Raw genomic sequence first — 17,647 nt, 5'->3', positions numbered from 1 at the left:
ATGAAAATGAAAACAAAATATATATGGTTACTAGCTGTTCTTTTAGGTTTTACAGCTTGTAATAACGATGATGATTCTTCATCTTCAATGAACGATAATTTACCTCCTTTAGTAGCAGGTGAAGCCGATTTTTCTAATTACGTTGCTGTAGGAGCTTCTTTTTCTGCTGGATTTACAGATAATGCACTATTTATAGCTTCACAGGAAAATTCTTTTCCTAATTTATTATCTATGAAATTTGACATGTTAGGTGGAGGCAACTTTTCTCAACCTCTAATGAGTGATAATATTGGTGGGCTTTTATTTAATGGCATGCAGATGCCTGATGGAAGTTTTGCTCAAAGATTATATTTTGATCTTAGTACTTCAAGCCCAACACCATTACAAGATACTCCAACTACTGAAGCAACAACTGTTTTAAGTGGCTCTTTTAACAACATTGGAGTACCTGGCGCAAAGAGTTTCCATTTAGGTGTTGAAGGCTATGGCTTTGCAAATCCATATTTTGGTCGAATGGCATCTAACCCAATGGCTTCAATGATGGGAGATGCTGTAGCTCAAAGCCCAACATTTTTTACGCTATCTGAAATAGGTGGAAACGATGTGCTTTCTTATGCTACTTCAGGTGGTTCAGGTGTAGACCAAACAGGAAATTTTAACCCTGCAACTTATGGAAATAATGATATTACAGACCCAATGGTGTTTGCTGGAGCTTTTAATGCTGCTGTTGACGCTTTAATATTAAATGGTGCCAAAGGAGTTGTTACCAATGTACCTTATATTACTAGTTTACCTCATTTTACTAGAGTACCTTATAACCCAATTCCATTAGGTGCTGGAACAGCGCAACAATTAAATATTGGATATGCAACATATAATGGTGGTTTACAATTTGCTCTTGCAAACGGTCTTATAACTGCTGATGAAGCTGCTGCTAGAACAATTGTATTTGAAGAGTCTGAAACTAATGCCATGGTGTTAATTGATGAAGATTTAACAGATTTAACCGTTTATGGAATTCCTAGCTACAGACAATCAACATCAGATGATTTATTTGTATTAACATTGTCTACTTTAATTCCACAAGGATATGGAACACAAATTCCATTAGAAGACAAATGGGCATTAACACCTCAAGAACAACTAGCTATAAGAAATGCTACTGATGCTTATAATGTTACTATTGAATCTGTTGCTTCAACAAAAGGTCTAGCCTTGGTTGATTTCAAAAGTATTTTAATAGAAGCTTCAACAAGTGGTATTGATTCTGGAGATTTTACACTAACAACAGATTTGGTTACTGGAGGTTTAGTAAGTTTAGATGGAATCCATTTAACCTCTAGAGGCTATGCTGTTATGGCTAATGAAATGATGAGAGCTATAGATGCTACTTATGGTTCTAACTTCGAAGCTTCAGGTAATTTTTACGACTGTGGAAACTACCCTACAAATTATGGGAAAAATTTTAGATAAACTTTCAATTATACATTCAAAAAAACGCCTTCAAATAGAGGGCGTTTTTTTATGCCTTAAAAAGGCAAAAAAATAGCTATTATTTTTAAATTAAAAGGCATATATTTGCAGCGCGAAAAAACGCTTGTATTCAACTAACTAGTATAAGTCGTTTTTCATATTAAATTTTTAGAAAATTAATAAAATTATAAGTAATGTCTAAAGTTACAGGTAAAGTTGCACAAATAGTAGGACCAGTTATCGATGTTGAATTCGAAGCAGGAACTGAACTTCCAAAAATTTACGATTCATTAGAAATTAAAAGACCTGATGGTTCATTATTAGTATTAGAAGTACAATCTCACATTGGTGAAGATACTGTACGTACTATTGCTATGGATTCATCCGATGGTTTAAGTAGAGGAACCGAAGTTCAAGCAACTGGAGCTCCAATACAAATGCCAATTGGTGAAGATGTATATGGCCGTTTATTTAATGTTATTGGAGACGCTATTGATGGATTAGGAAATTTATCTAAAGCTGGTGACGCTGGTTTACCTATTCACAGACAAGCACCTAAATTTGAAGATTTATCAACGTCTACCGAAGTTTTATTTACTGGAATTAAAGTCATCGATTTAATTGAACCTTATGCTAAAGGAGGTAAAATTGGATTATTTGGTGGTGCTGGTGTTGGTAAAACTGTATTGATTCAGGAGCTGATTAACAATATTGCAAAAGGACATGGTGGACTTTCTGTTTTCGCAGGAGTAGGTGAAAGAACTCGTGAAGGAAACGATTTACTTCGTGAAATGTTAGAATCTGGAATTATCCGTTATGGAGATGATTTCATGCACTCTATGGAAGATGGAGGATGGGATTTATCTAAAGTTGATAAATCTGTGATGAAAGATTCTAAAGCTACTTTCGTTTTCGGACAAATGAATGAGCCTCCTGGAGCTCGTGCTCGTGTGGCTCTTTCAGGATTAACTATCGCTGAATATTTCCGTGATGGTGCTGGAGAAGGACAAGGAAAAGATGTACTTTTCTTCGTAGATAATATTTTCCGTTTTACACAAGCTGGTTCTGAGGTATCTGCTTTACTTGGTCGTATGCCATCTGCTGTTGGTTACCAACCAACTTTAGCAACTGAAATGGGAGCGATGCAAGAACGTATTACTTCAACAAAAAGAGGTTCTATTACATCTGTACAAGCGGTTTATGTACCTGCAGATGATTTAACGGATCCTGCACCTGCTACAACCTTTGCTCACTTAGATGCAACAACAGTATTGTCTCGTAAAATTGCTGAGTTAGGTATTTACCCAGCGGTAGATCCATTAGATTCTACATCAAGAATTCTTACTGCTGATATTTTAGGAGCTGAACATTACGATTGTGCACAACGCGTCAAAGAGTTATTACAACGTTATAAAGAATTACAAGATATTATTGCTATTCTTGGAATGGAAGAATTATCTGAAGAAGATAAAATGGCCGTAGGTAGAGCAAGACGTGTACAACGTTTCTTATCTCAGCCTTTCCACGTAGCTGAACAATTTACTGGTATTCCTGGGGTTTTAGTTGATATTAAAGAAACTATTAAAGGGTTTAACATGATTATGGATGGGGAATTAGACCACCTTCCAGAAGCAGCCTTTAACCTTAAAGGTTCTATAGAAGAAGCTATAGAGTCTGGAGAGAAAATGCTTGCAGAAGCATAAACCAAACCAAGTGCTGAATTTATTTTCGGCATCAGTTAAATTATAATGAGACTTCCGTTTGCTCGGAAGCTTTTAAATAAAATTTAAAAGATGTATTTAGAAATTGTATCACCAGAAGCAACATTGTTTAGTTCAGAAGTAGATTCTGTTGTTGTACCTGGAGTTAATGGTGAATTTGAAATGTTAAAAGGTCACGCTCCAATTGTGTCTCTTTTAAAAGAAGGAACTATTAAAATTCATACTCATACTCAAAGCCACTTGGTTTTTGATGAATTACATGCTGAAGTTCACCCTCATAATGACGACGACAGTATCTTAACTCTAAAGATACAATCTGGTACACTTGAGATGAAAGACAACAAAGTCATTATTCTAGCTGATTAAGCTATTAACTCTATACCTTATTAAATATATATAAACTCTGCTATTTGCAGAGTTTATTTTTTTATATCATATTTGTTTAAGTATCAACCAAATTTAATAATCATGCGCAAAACCTTACTCTTACTTTCTTTATTTATAACATCTATAGCTTTTTGTCAGGAACAATGGCAAACTAAGATGTATGATAGAGAAGCTAACTTCAATGACATTCGACAAGATTTTGAAAAATATTACCAAAAAACCATCGATAATACGAACAAAATACCAAAAGGAAAAGGTATTAAACAATTTAAAAGATGGGAATACTATTGGAAACAACGTGTAGATGAAAATGGCAACTTTCCAAGTGAAGGCCATGTGTTAAATGAAATGACTCGCTATAAGAATTCACAAACTTTAAATAGGGGTTATTCCACCAATACTGGGAACTGGGAACTAGTTGGCCCAATAGCTTTACCAAGTAATGGTACCGGACAATTAAACGGAAATGGTCGTGTAAATTGCATCGTATTTCACCCAACGGATCCAAACACTATTTTTGTTGGTGCTCCTTCTGGTGGTTTTTGGAAAACTACCGATAATGGAAGTACTTGGACCGAATATTCTAATGGATTAGTTCGTCTGGGGATTTCTAGTATTGTAATAAACCCTAACAACCCAGATATCATTTATTTAGGAACAGGAGATAGAGATGGTGGTGATGCGCCAGGTTATGGTGTTTATAAAAGTACAGATGGAGGTCTTACTTGGACCAGCAGTAATAATGGAATGGGAAATAGAACTGTTTATGAAATATTAATGGATCCTACCAATTCGGATGTTTTAATAGCAGCAACAAGTGGTTTCCGAATTTATAAAAGCACAGATGCAGGATTAAATTGGACCTATACTTCAACGAGTTCCTCAATGAAAGATATTGCTTTTAAGCCAGGAGATTCTAATGTTATTTATGCTTCAGGAACGACTGTTGAAGTTTCGACGAATGGTGGGGCATCTTTTTCTCAAGTATTTAACGGAGTTCCAAGTGGTGCTCAAAGAATTGCTTTAGCTGTTTCTGCAGATCAACCTGATTGGGTGTATTTAATTGCAGGAAGTAGCAGTGGTTTAATGGGTGTGTATCGTTCTACAGATAGTGGGGTGAGTTTTTTAACTAGAACAACCACTCCAAACATTTTAGGGTATGACACTAATGGAGGTAGTGGTAGTCAAGCTTGGTACGATTTAGTTATTGCTGCAGATCCAACAGATGCAAATATTATTTATACTGGAGGTGTTAATATATGGAAGTCTATCGATGGTGGTACAACCATGAATATAAACACCTATTGGGTTGGTAGTACTGGAACGATTGATGGAGTTCATGCAGACCAGCATGCTTTTGAGTTTTCACCACATACCAACGATGTATACAGTGGAAATGATGGAGGTGTTTATTTTTCTTCAGATAATGGAGCTAACTGGAATGATATAAGTAGCGGATTAGCCATTGCGCAAGTTTATAAAATTGGGGTGTCGCAAATTTCAGAAAATCTTGTTATTAACGGTTATCAGGATAACGGAACTGCCATAAATAGAAATTCTATTTTTACAACCGAAATAGGTGGAGATGGCATGGAATGTATTATAGATCCAACTGATGACTTATTTATGTATGGAGCACTATATTATGGAGATATAAGACGTTCTAGCAATGGAGGGTTTTCGTTTTCAACCATTGCAGAAAATGGCACGAATGGCATTAATGAAACAGGTGGTTGGGTTACACCATATACTTTAGACCCAAACAGTCCAGCAAGAATGTTTGCTGGGTTTGATAATGTTTGGAGATCGGATGATGTTAAAACTCCTGCAACTAATTCTATTGTTTGGACAAAAATTTCAAATTTTGGAGGAACTTCAAATATGGTAGATTTAGCCATTGCTCCTTCAAATAGTAATACCATGTATGCTTCAAGAAGTGGATCTGGAAGGTTTTATTACTCTAACAATGCCTTATCGGCTTCTCCAAGTTGGACAAATTTAACAGCTAACCTACCTACTTCTTCCGTACCAAAAGATATAGAAATAGACCCAACAGACGACAATCATCTCTTTATTGCTTTAGGGAATGATATTTACGAATCTGTAGATGCTGGAAATAGTTGGACAAACGTGTCTGGAACATTACCAAATATCTCTTTAAACACAATTGTTATTGATGCAGCAAGTCCTCTAGACGCTATGTATGTTGGAATGGATGTTGGTGTATATTATAAAGATAATACACTTTCAGATTGGATGCCCTTTTATACAGGTTTGGCAAATTTAGAGATTACAGAATTAGAGATTCATTCTAATACAGTGGATTGTAACAGTAAACTCTTTGCATCTACCTATGGACAAGGCTTATGGAAAAGTGATTTAATGGATCCTGGCAATGTGGCTCCAACAGCTTGCTTTAAAGTCAATACCACTCAAGGTTGTATTGGTAGTAATTTTAAACTAACGGATAATTCAGATTTTGCACCTACCTCTTGGTCGTGGACAATTACTCCTGGATCTTTTACCTATACCAATGGTACGTCTTCTACGTCTCAAAATCCCGAAGTTATCTTTAGTAGTTCTGGAGACTATACGGTTGAATTAACTGCTAGTAATGCCATTGGCAACAATACAAACACAAAAGTAGATTTTATTAGTGTTGTACCAGGAGCCCAAGCTACAGATTTTAATATCGATTTTGAAGCAGAAGTTTTATGCGCAACCACAACGGATTGTGGTGCTACAGCCTGTAATTTAGCCTCTAGCTTTTGGACGAATTTAACAAATGGAGTTAACGATAATGTTGATTGGAGAGTAGACGAAAATGGTACGCCTTCGCAAAATACTGGACCAAGTGTTGACTATAACCCAGGGACCTCAACTGGAAATTATATCTATTTAGAAGCATCTTCATGTTTTAACCAAACTGGAATTTTAGAAAGTTCTTGTATGATTTTAGATGCTAATTTTACCTACGATTTAAATTTTGCATATCATATGTATGGGTCAGAAATGGGCAGTCTCCATATCGATATACTTTCTGATGGATCATGGAGTGAAAATATTATTCCTGCAATTTCAGGTAATCAAGGTACATCTTGGCTAACTGCAACGGTAGATTTATCAGCGTATAGTGGAAAAACAGTCAAAATAAGATTTAGAGGGGTTACTGGTCCTGGTTATGAATCTGACATCGCTTTAGATGACATTAATTTGGTTGCTAACCCACTTTCTATCCAGGAAAATGAAATTGTAACCAATGAAATTACAATTAAAGGTTTAGACCATTTATACATTGAATCTAAAAAAGAACAAATAAAACATATTGTTGTTTATGATCTTTTAGGAAGACAATTATTTAAAGAAGAGGAAATAAACAAGAACGCCTTTGAAGTAAAAGCCATCAAGAAATCGAATGTCGTGTTATTACTTAAAATTACATTAAATAATAACCATGTAGAATATAGAAAAATATTATTCTAAAGCGTATTCATACTTTCAAAACAAAAATGCCAAACATACAGTTTGGCATTTTTGTTTTATAAAATAGTCACTTTAATTTTTTTCCAAAGCTTTATTAGGATTATACCAAAAATAATAGCTGCTCCAATGAGTAATAAAGCATTGGTGTATTCGCCATAAATAACATATCCAGTAGCAAACATTACGCTGTAAATTAAAGCGCAACCAACCAACATCGCTAAAATTCCAGAAGGTACACTCCAACCCTCTTTTGTATCTACCAGTTCAATATTTTCATTTCTAGCTTCTGTGACAATTTTTTGCCAACCTGGACCTCCTGGCTGAATTTTTTTATAAAACTTTTGCAAAACCGTTTTACTTTCGGCTTGAGTTAAAAATGTTACTGCTACCCAAACAATTGTTGTTACCAATACTACTGTAGGAAATTTAGCCCAAGCAGGAAAAAGACCTTCAGTTCCAAAAAAATAAGTTCCTAATTCCGTAAAATTTAAAAGTATAGAGACAATTCCTGAAACAAACATGGCAGAAATTTCACTCCAAGCATTGATGCGCCACCAAAACCAGCGTAATATAAATATCAATCCTGTACCAGCTCCAAACATTAAAATAATATCGAATAACTGTAGGGCATTTGTAAGCACTAAAGCTAATAAAGCACTACAAACCATTAGTACAATAGTTGCGATTCTACCAACAGCTACCAATTGTTTTTCAGATGCTTCTGGATTAATTTGCTGTTTATAATAGTCGTTTACTATATATGATGCTCCCCAATTTAAATGTGTCGAAATGGTACTCATATAGGCTGCCACAAGAGATGCTAGAACCAAACCTAATAACCCACTTGGGAGTTTGGTTAACATGGCAGAATAAGCTAAATCATGACCTAATTTATCTTCAGCTACTAAAGGAAAAGCTTCATGTATACTCGCAATATCGGGAAACACAACTAAGGATGCTAAAGCTACAATAATCCATGGCCAAGGACGCAACGCATAATGCATAATATTAAAAAAGAAAGTGGCTCCTATAGCATGATTCTCATTTTTGGCAGCCAACATACGTTGGGCAATATACCCACCTCCTCCTGGTTCGGCTCCTGGATACCACGAACTCCACCATTGCACAGCCAAAGGAATAATTAATAAAGTAATAAGTGCTTCCGTATTACTGAAATCTGGTAGGATGTTTAATTTGTCTACGACGTTTTCATGCTTCAGCATAGCTTCTAATCCACCAACTTCAGGTAGACCTACTAAATAATAAGCAGCACCTAAAGCTCCAGCCATAGCAGTAAAAAATAAAATGAAGTCTGTGTAAACAACGCCCTTAAAACCACCTAATGCACTAAAAATAACAGTTATGGTTCCAGCATAAATCACGGTTTCCCAGGGTTGCAAGCCTAACATAATAGCACCAATTTTTATGGCTGCTAAAGTAACAGCAGACATGGCCAAAATATTAAATATTATGCCTAGATATATGGCTCGAAAAGCTCTTAAAAAACGTGCTGGCTTTCCTCCATAACGCAATTCGTAAAACTCAATATCTGTAGTAACCTCCGATTTACGCCACAACTTAGCATACACAAAAACGGTAAGCAATCCTGTAAGCAAAAAAGCCCACCAGACCCAGTTTCCTGAAACCCCATTGGTTCTTACAATATCTGTTACCAAATTGGGAGTGTCTGTAGAAAAAGTTGTTGCTACCATTGAGACACCTAACAGCCACCAAGGCATATTTCTACCGGAAAGAAAATACTCTGAAGCGCTTTTTCCTGATTGTTTGGAAACATAGATTCCTATAAATAGTGTAATTGCGAAAAATATAAGAATGAGAGAGATATCTAGTGTAGAAAGATGTACCATAAGTATGTCGTTTTTCTTTAGCTGTTGTAAGTTATACCTTTTTAATCACATTGGTAACAATACCCCAAATAACAAAATCGTTTTCTTCGGTAATTTGGATGGGTTCGTAATTTGCATTTTCTGGTTGCAACCAAACACCATCTTTTTCAACACGTAAGCGTTTTACGGTAAACTCGCCATCCAAAAAACAAACAGCAATTCTATTATGTGCAGGCTCTAGGCTTCTATCGATTACTAGTAAATCGTTATCATCCAGTCCAGCATCTATCATACTTTGACCTGAAACACGTGCATAAAAAGTAGCAAGTTTATTTTTTACCAGAATGTTGTCTAACGAAAGACGTTCTTCTTTAAAATCTTCAGCTGGAGAAGGAAATCCTGCCGAAATCCCTGCATCAAAAAAAGCAGCTCCAGAATGCTCTGAAAAATCGGGTGTAAAAAAAGTTAGGGTTTTATGTATATGTCGTATCATGTTCTGTTTATTTCACTTTTATAATGTCATTAATATTGGTTGTAAAACGTGGTGACAAGCGTTCCTGGCGCATTTTCCAAGTACGTTTTAAATCTTGGTTTGCTAATTTTAATTTATAATTGCCATACTTAACATTTAGCTTATCTATGGTATTCATTAAAGGTTTGTGTTTCGGATTTTCGTGTAAAAATAAATTTAATTGGTGGTTATGTGTTGGTACCAAACCCATGACAATAACACCAGCACGTTTGTACTTAATCCCTTTTTTAAACATCACTGTTGCTGCTTTTACAGCCTCATTACTTATAATAAGTGAAGAGTCTGTTGCGTAAGGTAAGTTTATTATTTTGCTTGCACGATGTTGTGGCAAATCCTTTTTATGTCTATCGCTACTTAAAGTTACCAAAATCATGTGACAGCTGCTTTGCTGTTTTCGTAGTTTTTCGGCACAACTTGTTGCAAAGGTTGACACACGCTCTTTAATATTATCGATATCTGAAAACGTATATTCGAAGCTTCTAGTGGTTGCAATGGCTTTTTTGGAGGCTACTTCTTCTAATTGCAAGGTTGAAATACCTTCCAAATCTTTTTTTAAACGCCATTCGACTATAGAGAGGTTTTTTATAACCCATTCATCTGAAAGTTGTGTAAATTGATAAGCTGTAAGAATCTGTTTTTGATGTAACCGTTTGCACAAAGCTCTACCTATTCCCCAAACATCTTCAATTTTCAACCATTTAAGTGCTTTGATGCGTTTTTCTTCTGAATCAATCACATAAACGCCTTTGGTTTTATCTGGAAATTTACGTGCTACTTTATTGGCTACTTTGCTAAGCGCTTTAGTTGGTGCTACACCTACAGATGTTGGAATGCCTGTCCATTTTAAAATACGCCTTCTAATTTGTATTCCGTAATCATTAAAATTATAGGCATCAAAGCCTTTAAATTGCAAAAAAGCTTCGTCTATACTATAGATTTCTACATCAGGCGAAAATTGTTGTAAAATAGACATCACTCTATTACTCATATCTCCATACAACGGGTAATTTGATGACTGCACTTTTATGTTATTCGTTTTACAAAAAGCCTCCCATTTAAATATCGGTGCTCCAAAAGGAAGTTTCAAAACTTTAGCTTCATCGCTCATAGAAATAACACAACCATCGTTATTGCTTAAAATAGCAACTGGTTGATCTTGCAAATTAGGATTAAAAACCCGTTCGCAAGAGGCGTAAAAATTATTACAATCTACAAGAGCATACATGGTTTAAAGGTATTGAATATTCCATTTTATTTTTAACGGATTTCAACAATTTTTAAACATTCTTTGTATTTATAAGTTACAGCTAGTAATTTCTGTTACTCGCAAGGTATTTACCATCCCTTTAGCCTGAATTGGCATAGCTGCTAAACTAATTAACATATCTCCTGCATCTAAGTATCCTTTTTTACAGGCTATAGCATTCACATCTTCAATTGTTTCGTCTGTGCTTACAAACTTATCGTAATAGAACGCTTTAACTCCCCAAAGCAAACTTAATTGTGTTAATATGCGCTTGTTAGAAGTAAACACTAAAATATGTGCACTTGGTCTCCATGCAGATATTTGAAAAGCTGTATAACCACTATTCGTTAATGTAGAAATAGCTTTAGCATCAATTTCATTAGCCATGTTTGCAGCATGATAACAAATGGATTTGGTAATGTATCTTTTAGTACGAATATGTGGTGGTATTTGTGGTACTTTTATTAAAGAAGAATCTTCAACACTCTTAATAATATTAGACATTTGTCTAATAACTTGAACAGGATAACTCCCTACCGAAGTTTCGCCAGATAACATAACAGCATCTGCTCCATCCATAACGGAATTGGCGACATCGTTTACTTCGGCACGTGTTGGTGTTAAACTGGAAATCATGGTTTCCATCATTTGTGTGGCAATTATAACTGGAATTCTAGCCTGTTTTGCTCTTAAAACTAGTTGTTTTTGAATTAGAGGCACTTCTTCAGCTGGAATTTCAACACCTAAATCGCCACGAGCTACCATTAAACCATCGCAATAAGCAACAATTTTATCAATGTTTTCGACAGCTTCTGGTTTTTCAATTTTAGCAATAATAGGAATTTTATGATCGCTATGCGTTTTAATTAGTTCTTCAAGTTGCATTAAATCTTCAGCATGTCTTACAAAAGATAAAGCCATCCAATCTACTTTTTGATCGATTGCAAATATGGCATCTTCAATATCTTTTTCTGTAAGTGCAGGTTGCGAAATATTTGTGTTTGGTAAATTAACTCCTTTTTTTGAGCGTAAAGGACCTCCTTGAATAACCCTAGCTATTACTTCGCTTTTTTTATCGGTAGAGACAACTTCAAAAATTAATTTTCCATCATCTAATAAAATGCGTTCCCCAGGTTTTGCGTCTTGTGGAAACTTGTCGTAAGTCATATAAACGCGTTCTTTAGTTCCTTCAAAACGTTTCCCTGTTGCAAAAACAATTTCATCGCCTTCATTTACAAAAACCTCGCCTTTCATAGTTCCTACTCGAAGTTTTGGCCCTTGTAGATCGGCTAGAATAGCAGCATTATAATCAAACTCGTCGTTTAATTCGCGTATCATTTTAATACGCTCTTTTACATCTTTGTAGTCTGCATGAGAAAAATTTATTCTAAACACATTAACACCTTCATCTAGCATGCCTTTTAATATGTCTTTCGTACTTGTAGCAGGCCCTAAAGTTGCTACAATTTTCGTTTTTTTCCTTTTTAACATTAATTAAAAATTAAATTGTTTTTTGATTTAAGTTGGTCTATATCTATCTGATAAGCTGCAACAATATGTGTTATCTCTTGAATTTGACTTACAATTCTTTGGTGTTTTTTAGAACTTAATTGATCGTCGCTAATCTTTACTATATAATTTACTTTTTTAAATTCTGGAAGTAAATAAACTATTTCAGATACTTTACGAGTGTTATTAAATAGATTATTTTCAATAACTAGATTATCGGTCTCAATTTTACACATGTTAGAAACCAAATTCCATGTATTAAGTTGTCTTTGGTCTTCCCATTCAAATATTGAAAATTGAGAGGTATCTTTAAAATCTAGATCTTTTTTCCTTCGTTTAAGGTTTAAATTTAACTTTGCGTTTAATAAATAAGCAAGTCTGTAATCTTCGATAGACGTATGGATGCCGATAAGCGTAAAATCTGCTTCATCAAAAAAATCTTCTAAACTAAGTTTTTTAATTGCCATAGCTCACATTGATTTGTAAAGATAAGACATACCTTTTTATTAATATGACGTTTTATTTAATCTTAACAGTATCCTAATTATAATATTCTACTTCGAAGAAAATATCTAGAAATCTTTAGATATTTGTTTTTGAAAGACAAAAAAAGCGCGTTTGGAAGCTTTTTCTTCGGCTTTCTTTTTTGAAGTTGCTCTGGCTTTTGCAACCACTTTATCGTCGATTGAAAGTTTTACCGAAAAATGTCTAACATCGTCGTTACCTGTATCTTCGTACACATTGTAATCGAATGTTTTCTTTTCTTTCTGGCACCATTCTATAAGCAAGCTTTTATAACTAATAACTTTACCCTCTAAGGTTTCAATATCAACATAAGGGATAATTACTTTTTTATAGATAAATTTTTCACAATATTTATAGCCTTTATCGAGAAAAATGGCTCCTACTAATGCTTCAAAAAGATTGCCATGAATATTATCTCCAAACTGCCCTTTAGGGATTTTACTTTCAACTAGACTTATTAAGTTTAATTCTTTTCCAAGCTCATTTAAATGCTCACGACTAACAATTTTAGAACGCATTTTGGTAAGGTAGCCTTCGTCTCCACTTGGCACTTCTAAATATAAATGAGATGCAATAACTGCGCCTAGTGTAGCATCTCCTAAAAACTCTAACCTTTCGTAATTCACGGTATGTCCATGACTATCTTTAATATTCATAGAACGATGCGTAAATGCCGTTTTATAAATCTTTAAAGACTTAGGTTTAAATCCCAGAATCTTATTAATAGACACAAAAAAATTCCCGTCATTTTTAGAACGGGAATTTAATATGTTTCGAATGTTTTTCATTCGTTAGTTTAATCTAATTTTTTGAATAATACACAAGCATTGTGTCCTCCAAAACCAAAGGTATTACTCATGGCTACTTTAACATTACGTTTTTGTGCTTTGTTTAATGTTAAATTAAGTTCAGGATCAATATTTTCATCAACAAACTCATGGTTAATGGTAGGAGGAACAATACCGTGTTCCATAGCTAATATAGCAGCAATAGATTCTATAGCTCCTGCAGCTCCTAACAAATGTCCAGTCATAGATTTTGTTGAGTTGATATTAATGTGTTTTGCGTGGTCTCCAAACACTTCAGAAATGGCTTTCAATTCTGCAACATCTCCTAGAGGTGTTGAGGTGCCATGTGTGTTGATATGATCAACTTCTTCAGGTTTTACACCAGCATTTTCTAAACAATTTTTCATTACAGCAATAACACCTCTTCCTTCTGGATGTGGCGCAGTCATATGGTAAGCATCGGAAGAGAGACCTCCTCCAAGAACTTCAGCATATATTTTTGCCCCTCTTGCTTTTGCGTGTTCATAATCTTCAAGGATAATAGCTCCAGCACCTTCACCTAATACAAATCCATCTCTGGTTGCATCAAAAGGTCTTGAGGCTGTTTCTGGGCTTTCATTTCTTGTTGATAAGGCATGCATGGCATTAAATCCACCCATTCCAGCAATAGTTACAGCTGCTTCACTTCCACCAGTTACAACTACATCACAATGTCCTAAACGTATATAGTTTAGAGCATCAATCATAGCGTTTGCTGATGAGGCACAAGCAGATACAGTTGTATAGTTAGGGCCCATAAAACCATGTTTAATGGAAATGTTTCCTGGAGCTATATCTGCAATCATTTTTGGGATAAAGAACGGATTAAATCTTGGTGTTCCATCTCCTGCAGCGAAGTTTAAAACTTCGTCTTGAAATGTTTCCAATCCTCCAATTCCTGCTCCCCAAATAACACCTACTCTTAATTTGTTTATAGCATCTAAATCTAATTTAGAGTCTGCAATGGCTTCATCGGAAGCCACCATAGCATACTGCGTAAATCGATCCATTTTACGTGCTTCTTTCCTATCAAGAAAATCGGTCGCGTTAAAGTTTTTTAATTCACAAGCGAATTTCGTTTTGAACTTTTCAGTATCAAAATAGGTAATAGGGGCAGCACCACTTTTTCCACTTAATAGTGCCTCCCAATATTCGTCTTTGGTATTGCCTATAGGTGTTAGTGCTCCTAAACCAGTAATTACAACTCGCTTTAATTCCATAAATTTGGGTGAATTATTTTGCTGCTTCTATATAAGAGATAGCTTGACCAACTGTAGCAATATTTTCTGCTTGATCGTCTGGAATTTGGATATCAAATTCTTTTTCGAATTCCATGATTAATTCTACAGTGTCTAATGAATCTGCTCCTAAATCGTTTGTGAAGCTAGCTTCAGTTACAACTTCGTTTTCATCAACACCTAATTTGTCTACGATAATCGCTTTTACTCTTGATGCAATGTCTGACATAATCTTTTAATTTTAAGTTTTAATTAGTTGGCAAAAATAAAAAACTTTATTTTTAAAACACACCTTTAGTTTAAAAATGTGTGTGTAATTTACTAAATAACCCTGAAGTATTTTAATTTTACGCGCTAATTGTTAATATTTAATCTTTTTTTGTTCAAATAATCAAACAATTTATTTTGTAAATAAAACAAGTATCATTCATATTAACAAACATTCCCTTAAATTTGAACACTATTTCACCAATCTACATCTTAACAATGTTAGATATATTATTATAAATAGATGAAACGTATTGTAATTTTTGCTTCCGGAAGCGGAACGAATGCTGAAAATTTAATCTCTTATTTTAAAAACAGAAATCATGCGTCTGTTATTCAAGTGTTAACTAACAATCCTCGTGCCAAAGTTTTAGATCGTGCTAAAATCCTAAAAGTAAGCGCTTTGTCTTTCAATAAAATAGCTTTTTCTGAAACAGACGATGTGCTAAATATCTTAAAAGCCAATAACCCAGATTTAATTGTGTTAGCAGGCTTTTTATGGAAATTTCCAGGTTTTATCTTAAATGAATTTCCTAATAAGGTGATAAATATTCATCCAGCTTTATTACCGAAATATGGTGGAAAAGGCATGTATGGAAGTTATGTGCACGAAGCTATTGTGGCTAATAAAGAGGTTGAAACAGGCATAACCATACATTATGTTAATGAACATTATGATGAAGGTGCTGTTGTTTTTCAAGCTAAATGTGATGTACATATTAATGATTCAGCCGAAGATGTAGCAGCAAAAATTCATGAATTAGAAATGGAGCATTTTCCAAAAGTGGTTGAAAAATTATTAAATAATTAACTTGTGCCCTTTAGAAGTAGACAAGACTGAAGAATATCCACGCCATAAATAAAAAGACTCTTCGCTATCCTTCTAATTGATAAGAAATAAGACACCCACTTTCGTGGGTACTAAAGATGAGCAAAAAGAAAAAAAAATATTATACAGTCTGGAAAGGTCATCACACAGGAGTTTTCGAATCTTGGGACGATTGTAAAGCACAAATTAAAAATTTTGAAGGTGCTCAATACAAATCTTTTGAAACTTTTGATGCTGCAAAAAAAGCTTTAAATGGCAACTATAAAGATTATATTGGAAAATCTAAAAAGTTCTCTTCAGGACTTTCAGAAGCACAACTCAAAAAAATAGGACAACCAAACTACAACTCCATTTCTGTGGATGCTGCATCAAGTGGCAATCCTGGTAAAATGGAATATAGAGGCGTGGATACTAAAACAAAAAAACAACTTTTTATACAAGGTCCCTTTAATGAAGGCACTAATAATATAGGAGAGTTTTTAGCCATTGTACATGGTTTGGCTTTTTTAAAACAACACAAAAGCGACCGACTGATTTATACAGACTCTAAAACTGCTATCAGCTGGGTAAAAAAGAAAACTTGTAACACCAAATTAGAACGTAACGAAAAAAATAAAGCCTTGTTTGAATTGGTGGAAAGAGCCGTAAACTGGCTTAAAACAAACAATTATAAAACAACTATTGTAAAATGGGAAACCAAAGCTTGGGGAGAAATTCCAGCAGATTTTGGTAGAAAGTGATTATTTATTTAAAAAAATCATTCTTGTATTCGTATCTAAATACCTTATATTTGCACCAAATTTTCAAACCTCAACATGAGCAAATTAGTAATAGTAGGAACCGTAGCTTTTGATGCTATTGAAACACCTTTTGGAAAAACAGATAAAATTCTTGGAGGAGCAGCCACCTATATTGGTTTAGCAGCTTCACAATTTAACGTAGATGCATCAGTAGTTTCAATTGTTGGAGGAGATTTTCCTCAAGAATATTTAGATTTACTTTCAAACAAAAACATCGATATTTCTGGTGTTGAAATTATAAAAGAAGGAAAAACGTTTTTTTGGAGTGGAAAGTATCACAACGATATGAATACACGAGATACACTAGCTACAGAATTAAATGTTTTAGCAGATTTTAATCCAGTAGTTCCATCAGATTTTAAAAATGCCGAAGTGGTGATGCTAGGAAACTTACACCCTATTGTCCAACTAAGTGTATTAGACCAGATGGAAAGCAAACCGAAACTTGCTATTCTAGACACTATGAATTTCTGGATGGATTGTGCGCTTGAAGATTTGCATAACGTTATAAAACGTATTGATGTTATAACCATTAATGATGAAGAAGCTAGGCAACTAACTGGAGAATACTCTTTAGTTGTTGCTGCTCAAAAAATTCATGAAATGGGCCCTAAATATGTGGTAATTAAAAAGGGGGAACATGGTGCATTACTGTTTCATGAAGACAATGTTTTTTATGCTCCAGCTTTACCTTTAAAAGAAGTTTTCGATCCTACAGGAGCAGGAGACACATTTGCAGGTGGGTTTGCAGGATATTTAGCAAAAACTGGAGACATCTCTTTTGAAAACATGAAAAATGCAGTTATTTATGGTTCTACATTGGCATCTTTTTGTGTAGAAAAATTTGGGACCGAACGCATGATTAACTTAAAAAGCAAAGAAGTGCATCAACGTTTACAAGAATTTAAAAACTTAACCCAATTCGATATCGAATTAACATAAACTAACGCGCTCGTAATTGAG

General features: G+C 34.5%; 15 protein-coding genes. 7 read left to right on the top strand and 8 right to left on the bottom strand.

What is annotated here, in order from left to right:
* The first annotated feature begins 6 nt into the window (after window positions 1–6).
* The 4 genes from ACI5KZ_RS07105 (at window position 7) to ACI5KZ_RS07090 (ending at window position 7,064) form a co-directional block, all read left to right on the top strand.
* On the top strand, window positions 7–1,473 hold the full coding sequence (locus tag ACI5KZ_RS07105) for a G-D-S-L family lipolytic protein (protein ID WP_109308712.1): 1,467 nt from the start codon (window positions 7–9) through the stop codon (window positions 1,471–1,473).
* A gap of 194 nt (window positions 1,474–1,667) precedes the next feature.
* On the top strand, window positions 1,668–3,176 hold the full coding sequence (gene atpD / locus ACI5KZ_RS07100; protein ID WP_109308288.1) for a F0F1 ATP synthase subunit beta: 1,509 nt from the start codon (window positions 1,668–1,670) through the stop codon (window positions 3,174–3,176).
* Between the two features lie 90 nt (window positions 3,177–3,266).
* Window positions 3,267–3,560: a F0F1 ATP synthase subunit epsilon gene (locus ACI5KZ_RS07095; protein ID WP_109308287.1), complete on the top strand. Its 294-nt coding sequence runs from the start codon at window positions 3,267–3,269 to the stop codon at window positions 3,558–3,560.
* Window positions 3,561–3,662: 102 nt separating this feature from the next.
* A complete protein-coding gene (locus ACI5KZ_RS07090) occupies window positions 3,663–7,064 on the top strand; it encodes a PKD domain-containing protein (RefSeq protein ID WP_406847304.1) in 3,402 nt (1,133 codons plus the stop codon).
* 56 nt (window positions 7,065–7,120) lie between these two features.
* Here ACI5KZ_RS07090 and ACI5KZ_RS07085 read toward each other — a convergent pair whose 3' ends face one another.
* The 8 genes from ACI5KZ_RS07085 to ACI5KZ_RS07050 form a co-directional block, all read right to left on the bottom strand.
* Window positions 7,121–8,932, bottom strand: a complete 1,812-nt coding sequence (locus ACI5KZ_RS07085) for a sodium:solute symporter family protein (protein ID WP_109308285.1) — start codon at window positions 8,930–8,932, stop codon at window positions 7,121–7,123.
* A 31-nt stretch (window positions 8,933–8,963) separates the two neighbouring features.
* Window positions 8,964–9,404 (bottom strand): LexA family transcriptional regulator, encoded by a 441-nt coding sequence (locus ACI5KZ_RS07080; protein ID WP_109308284.1) that lies wholly within the window; start codon window positions 9,402–9,404, stop codon window positions 8,964–8,966.
* Window positions 9,405–9,411: 7 nt separating this feature from the next.
* Window positions 9,412–10,668 (bottom strand): Y-family DNA polymerase, encoded by a 1,257-nt coding sequence (locus ACI5KZ_RS07075; protein WP_109308283.1) that lies wholly within the window; start codon window positions 10,666–10,668, stop codon window positions 9,412–9,414.
* A gap of 69 nt (window positions 10,669–10,737) precedes the next feature.
* Complete coding sequence (gene pyk / locus ACI5KZ_RS07070; protein WP_109308282.1) at window positions 10,738–12,180, bottom strand: pyruvate kinase; 1,443 nt, start codon at window positions 12,178–12,180, stop codon at window positions 10,738–10,740.
* On the bottom strand, window positions 12,180–12,665 hold the full coding sequence (locus ACI5KZ_RS07065) for an IPExxxVDY family protein (RefSeq protein WP_109308281.1): 486 nt from the start codon (window positions 12,663–12,665) through the stop codon (window positions 12,180–12,182). Before ACI5KZ_RS07065 ends, pyk begins: the two co-directional genes overlap by 1 nt.
* A 105-nt stretch (window positions 12,666–12,770) precedes the next feature.
* Window positions 12,771–13,511: a ribonuclease III gene (gene rnc / locus ACI5KZ_RS07060; protein ID WP_109308280.1), complete on the bottom strand. Its 741-nt coding sequence runs from the start codon at window positions 13,509–13,511 to the stop codon at window positions 12,771–12,773.
* 8 nt (window positions 13,512–13,519) lie between these two features.
* Entirely contained in the window at window positions 13,520–14,770 is a 1,251-nt protein-coding gene (fabF, locus tag ACI5KZ_RS07055; protein ID WP_109308279.1) for a beta-ketoacyl-ACP synthase II, read from the bottom strand.
* A gap of 13 nt (window positions 14,771–14,783) precedes the next feature.
* Entirely contained in the window at window positions 14,784–15,017 is a 234-nt protein-coding gene (locus ACI5KZ_RS07050; protein ID WP_007647141.1) for an acyl carrier protein, read from the bottom strand.
* Window positions 15,018–15,299: 282 nt separating this feature from the next.
* On the opposite strand from ACI5KZ_RS07050, the gene ACI5KZ_RS07045 reads away from it, so the two are divergent.
* The 3 genes from ACI5KZ_RS07045 to ACI5KZ_RS07035 all read left to right on the top strand — a co-directional run bounded on the left by ACI5KZ_RS07045 (window position 15,300) and on the right by ACI5KZ_RS07035 (window position 17,626).
* A complete protein-coding gene (locus ACI5KZ_RS07045) occupies window positions 15,300–15,866 on the top strand; it encodes a phosphoribosylglycinamide formyltransferase (protein WP_109308278.1) in 567 nt (188 codons plus the stop codon).
* A gap of 116 nt (window positions 15,867–15,982) precedes the next feature.
* Window positions 15,983–16,624 (top strand): viroplasmin family protein, encoded by a 642-nt coding sequence (locus ACI5KZ_RS07040; RefSeq protein WP_406847303.1) that lies wholly within the window; start codon window positions 15,983–15,985, stop codon window positions 16,622–16,624.
* Between the two features lie 75 nt (window positions 16,625–16,699).
* Window positions 16,700–17,626, top strand: a complete 927-nt coding sequence (locus tag ACI5KZ_RS07035; protein WP_109308276.1) for a PfkB family carbohydrate kinase — start codon at window positions 16,700–16,702, stop codon at window positions 17,624–17,626.
* Window positions 17,627–17,647: the final 21 nt, after the last annotated feature.

This window comes from Xanthomarina sp. GH4-25, from assembly GCF_045363175.1.
Taxonomy (GTDB): domain Bacteria; phylum Bacteroidota; class Bacteroidia; order Flavobacteriales; family Flavobacteriaceae; genus Xanthomarina.
The sequence above is the reverse complement of the archived record's forward strand: the minus strand, read 5'-3'. Positions and strand labels throughout refer to the sequence as shown.

Coding starts and splice junctions, on each gene's coding strand:
- ACI5KZ_RS07105 (WP_109308712.1), top strand. CDS start 7: ATGAAAACAAAATATATATGGTTACTAGCTGTTCTTTTAGGTTTTACA.
- atpD (WP_109308288.1), top strand. CDS start 1,668: ATGTCTAAAGTTACAGGTAAAGTTGCACAAATAGTAGGACCAGTTATC.
- ACI5KZ_RS07095 (WP_109308287.1), top strand. CDS start 3,267: ATGTATTTAGAAATTGTATCACCAGAAGCAACATTGTTTAGTTCAGAA.
- ACI5KZ_RS07090 (WP_406847304.1), top strand. CDS start 3,663: ATGCGCAAAACCTTACTCTTACTTTCTTTATTTATAACATCTATAGCT.
- ACI5KZ_RS07085 (WP_109308285.1), bottom strand. CDS start 8,932: ATGGTACATCTTTCTACACTAGATATCTCTCTCATTCTTATATTTTTC.
- ACI5KZ_RS07080 (WP_109308284.1), bottom strand. CDS start 9,404: ATGATACGACATATACATAAAACCCTAACTTTTTTTACACCCGATTTT.
- ACI5KZ_RS07075 (WP_109308283.1), bottom strand. CDS start 10,668: ATGTATGCTCTTGTAGATTGTAATAATTTTTACGCCTCTTGCGAACGG.
- pyk (WP_109308282.1), bottom strand. CDS start 12,180: ATGTTAAAAAGGAAAAAAACGAAAATTGTAGCAACTTTAGGGCCTGCT.
- ACI5KZ_RS07065 (WP_109308281.1), bottom strand. CDS start 12,665: ATGGCAATTAAAAAACTTAGTTTAGAAGATTTTTTTGATGAAGCAGAT.
- rnc (WP_109308280.1), bottom strand. CDS start 13,511: ATGAAAAACATTCGAAACATATTAAATTCCCGTTCTAAAAATGACGGG.
- fabF (WP_109308279.1), bottom strand. CDS start 14,770: ATGGAATTAAAGCGAGTTGTAATTACTGGTTTAGGAGCACTAACACCT.
- ACI5KZ_RS07050 (WP_007647141.1), bottom strand. CDS start 15,017: ATGTCAGACATTGCATCAAGAGTAAAAGCGATTATCGTAGACAAATTA.
- ACI5KZ_RS07045 (WP_109308278.1), top strand. CDS start 15,300: ATGAAACGTATTGTAATTTTTGCTTCCGGAAGCGGAACGAATGCTGAA.
- ACI5KZ_RS07040 (WP_406847303.1), top strand. CDS start 15,983: ATGAGCAAAAAGAAAAAAAAATATTATACAGTCTGGAAAGGTCATCAC.
- ACI5KZ_RS07035 (WP_109308276.1), top strand. CDS start 16,700: ATGAGCAAATTAGTAATAGTAGGAACCGTAGCTTTTGATGCTATTGAA.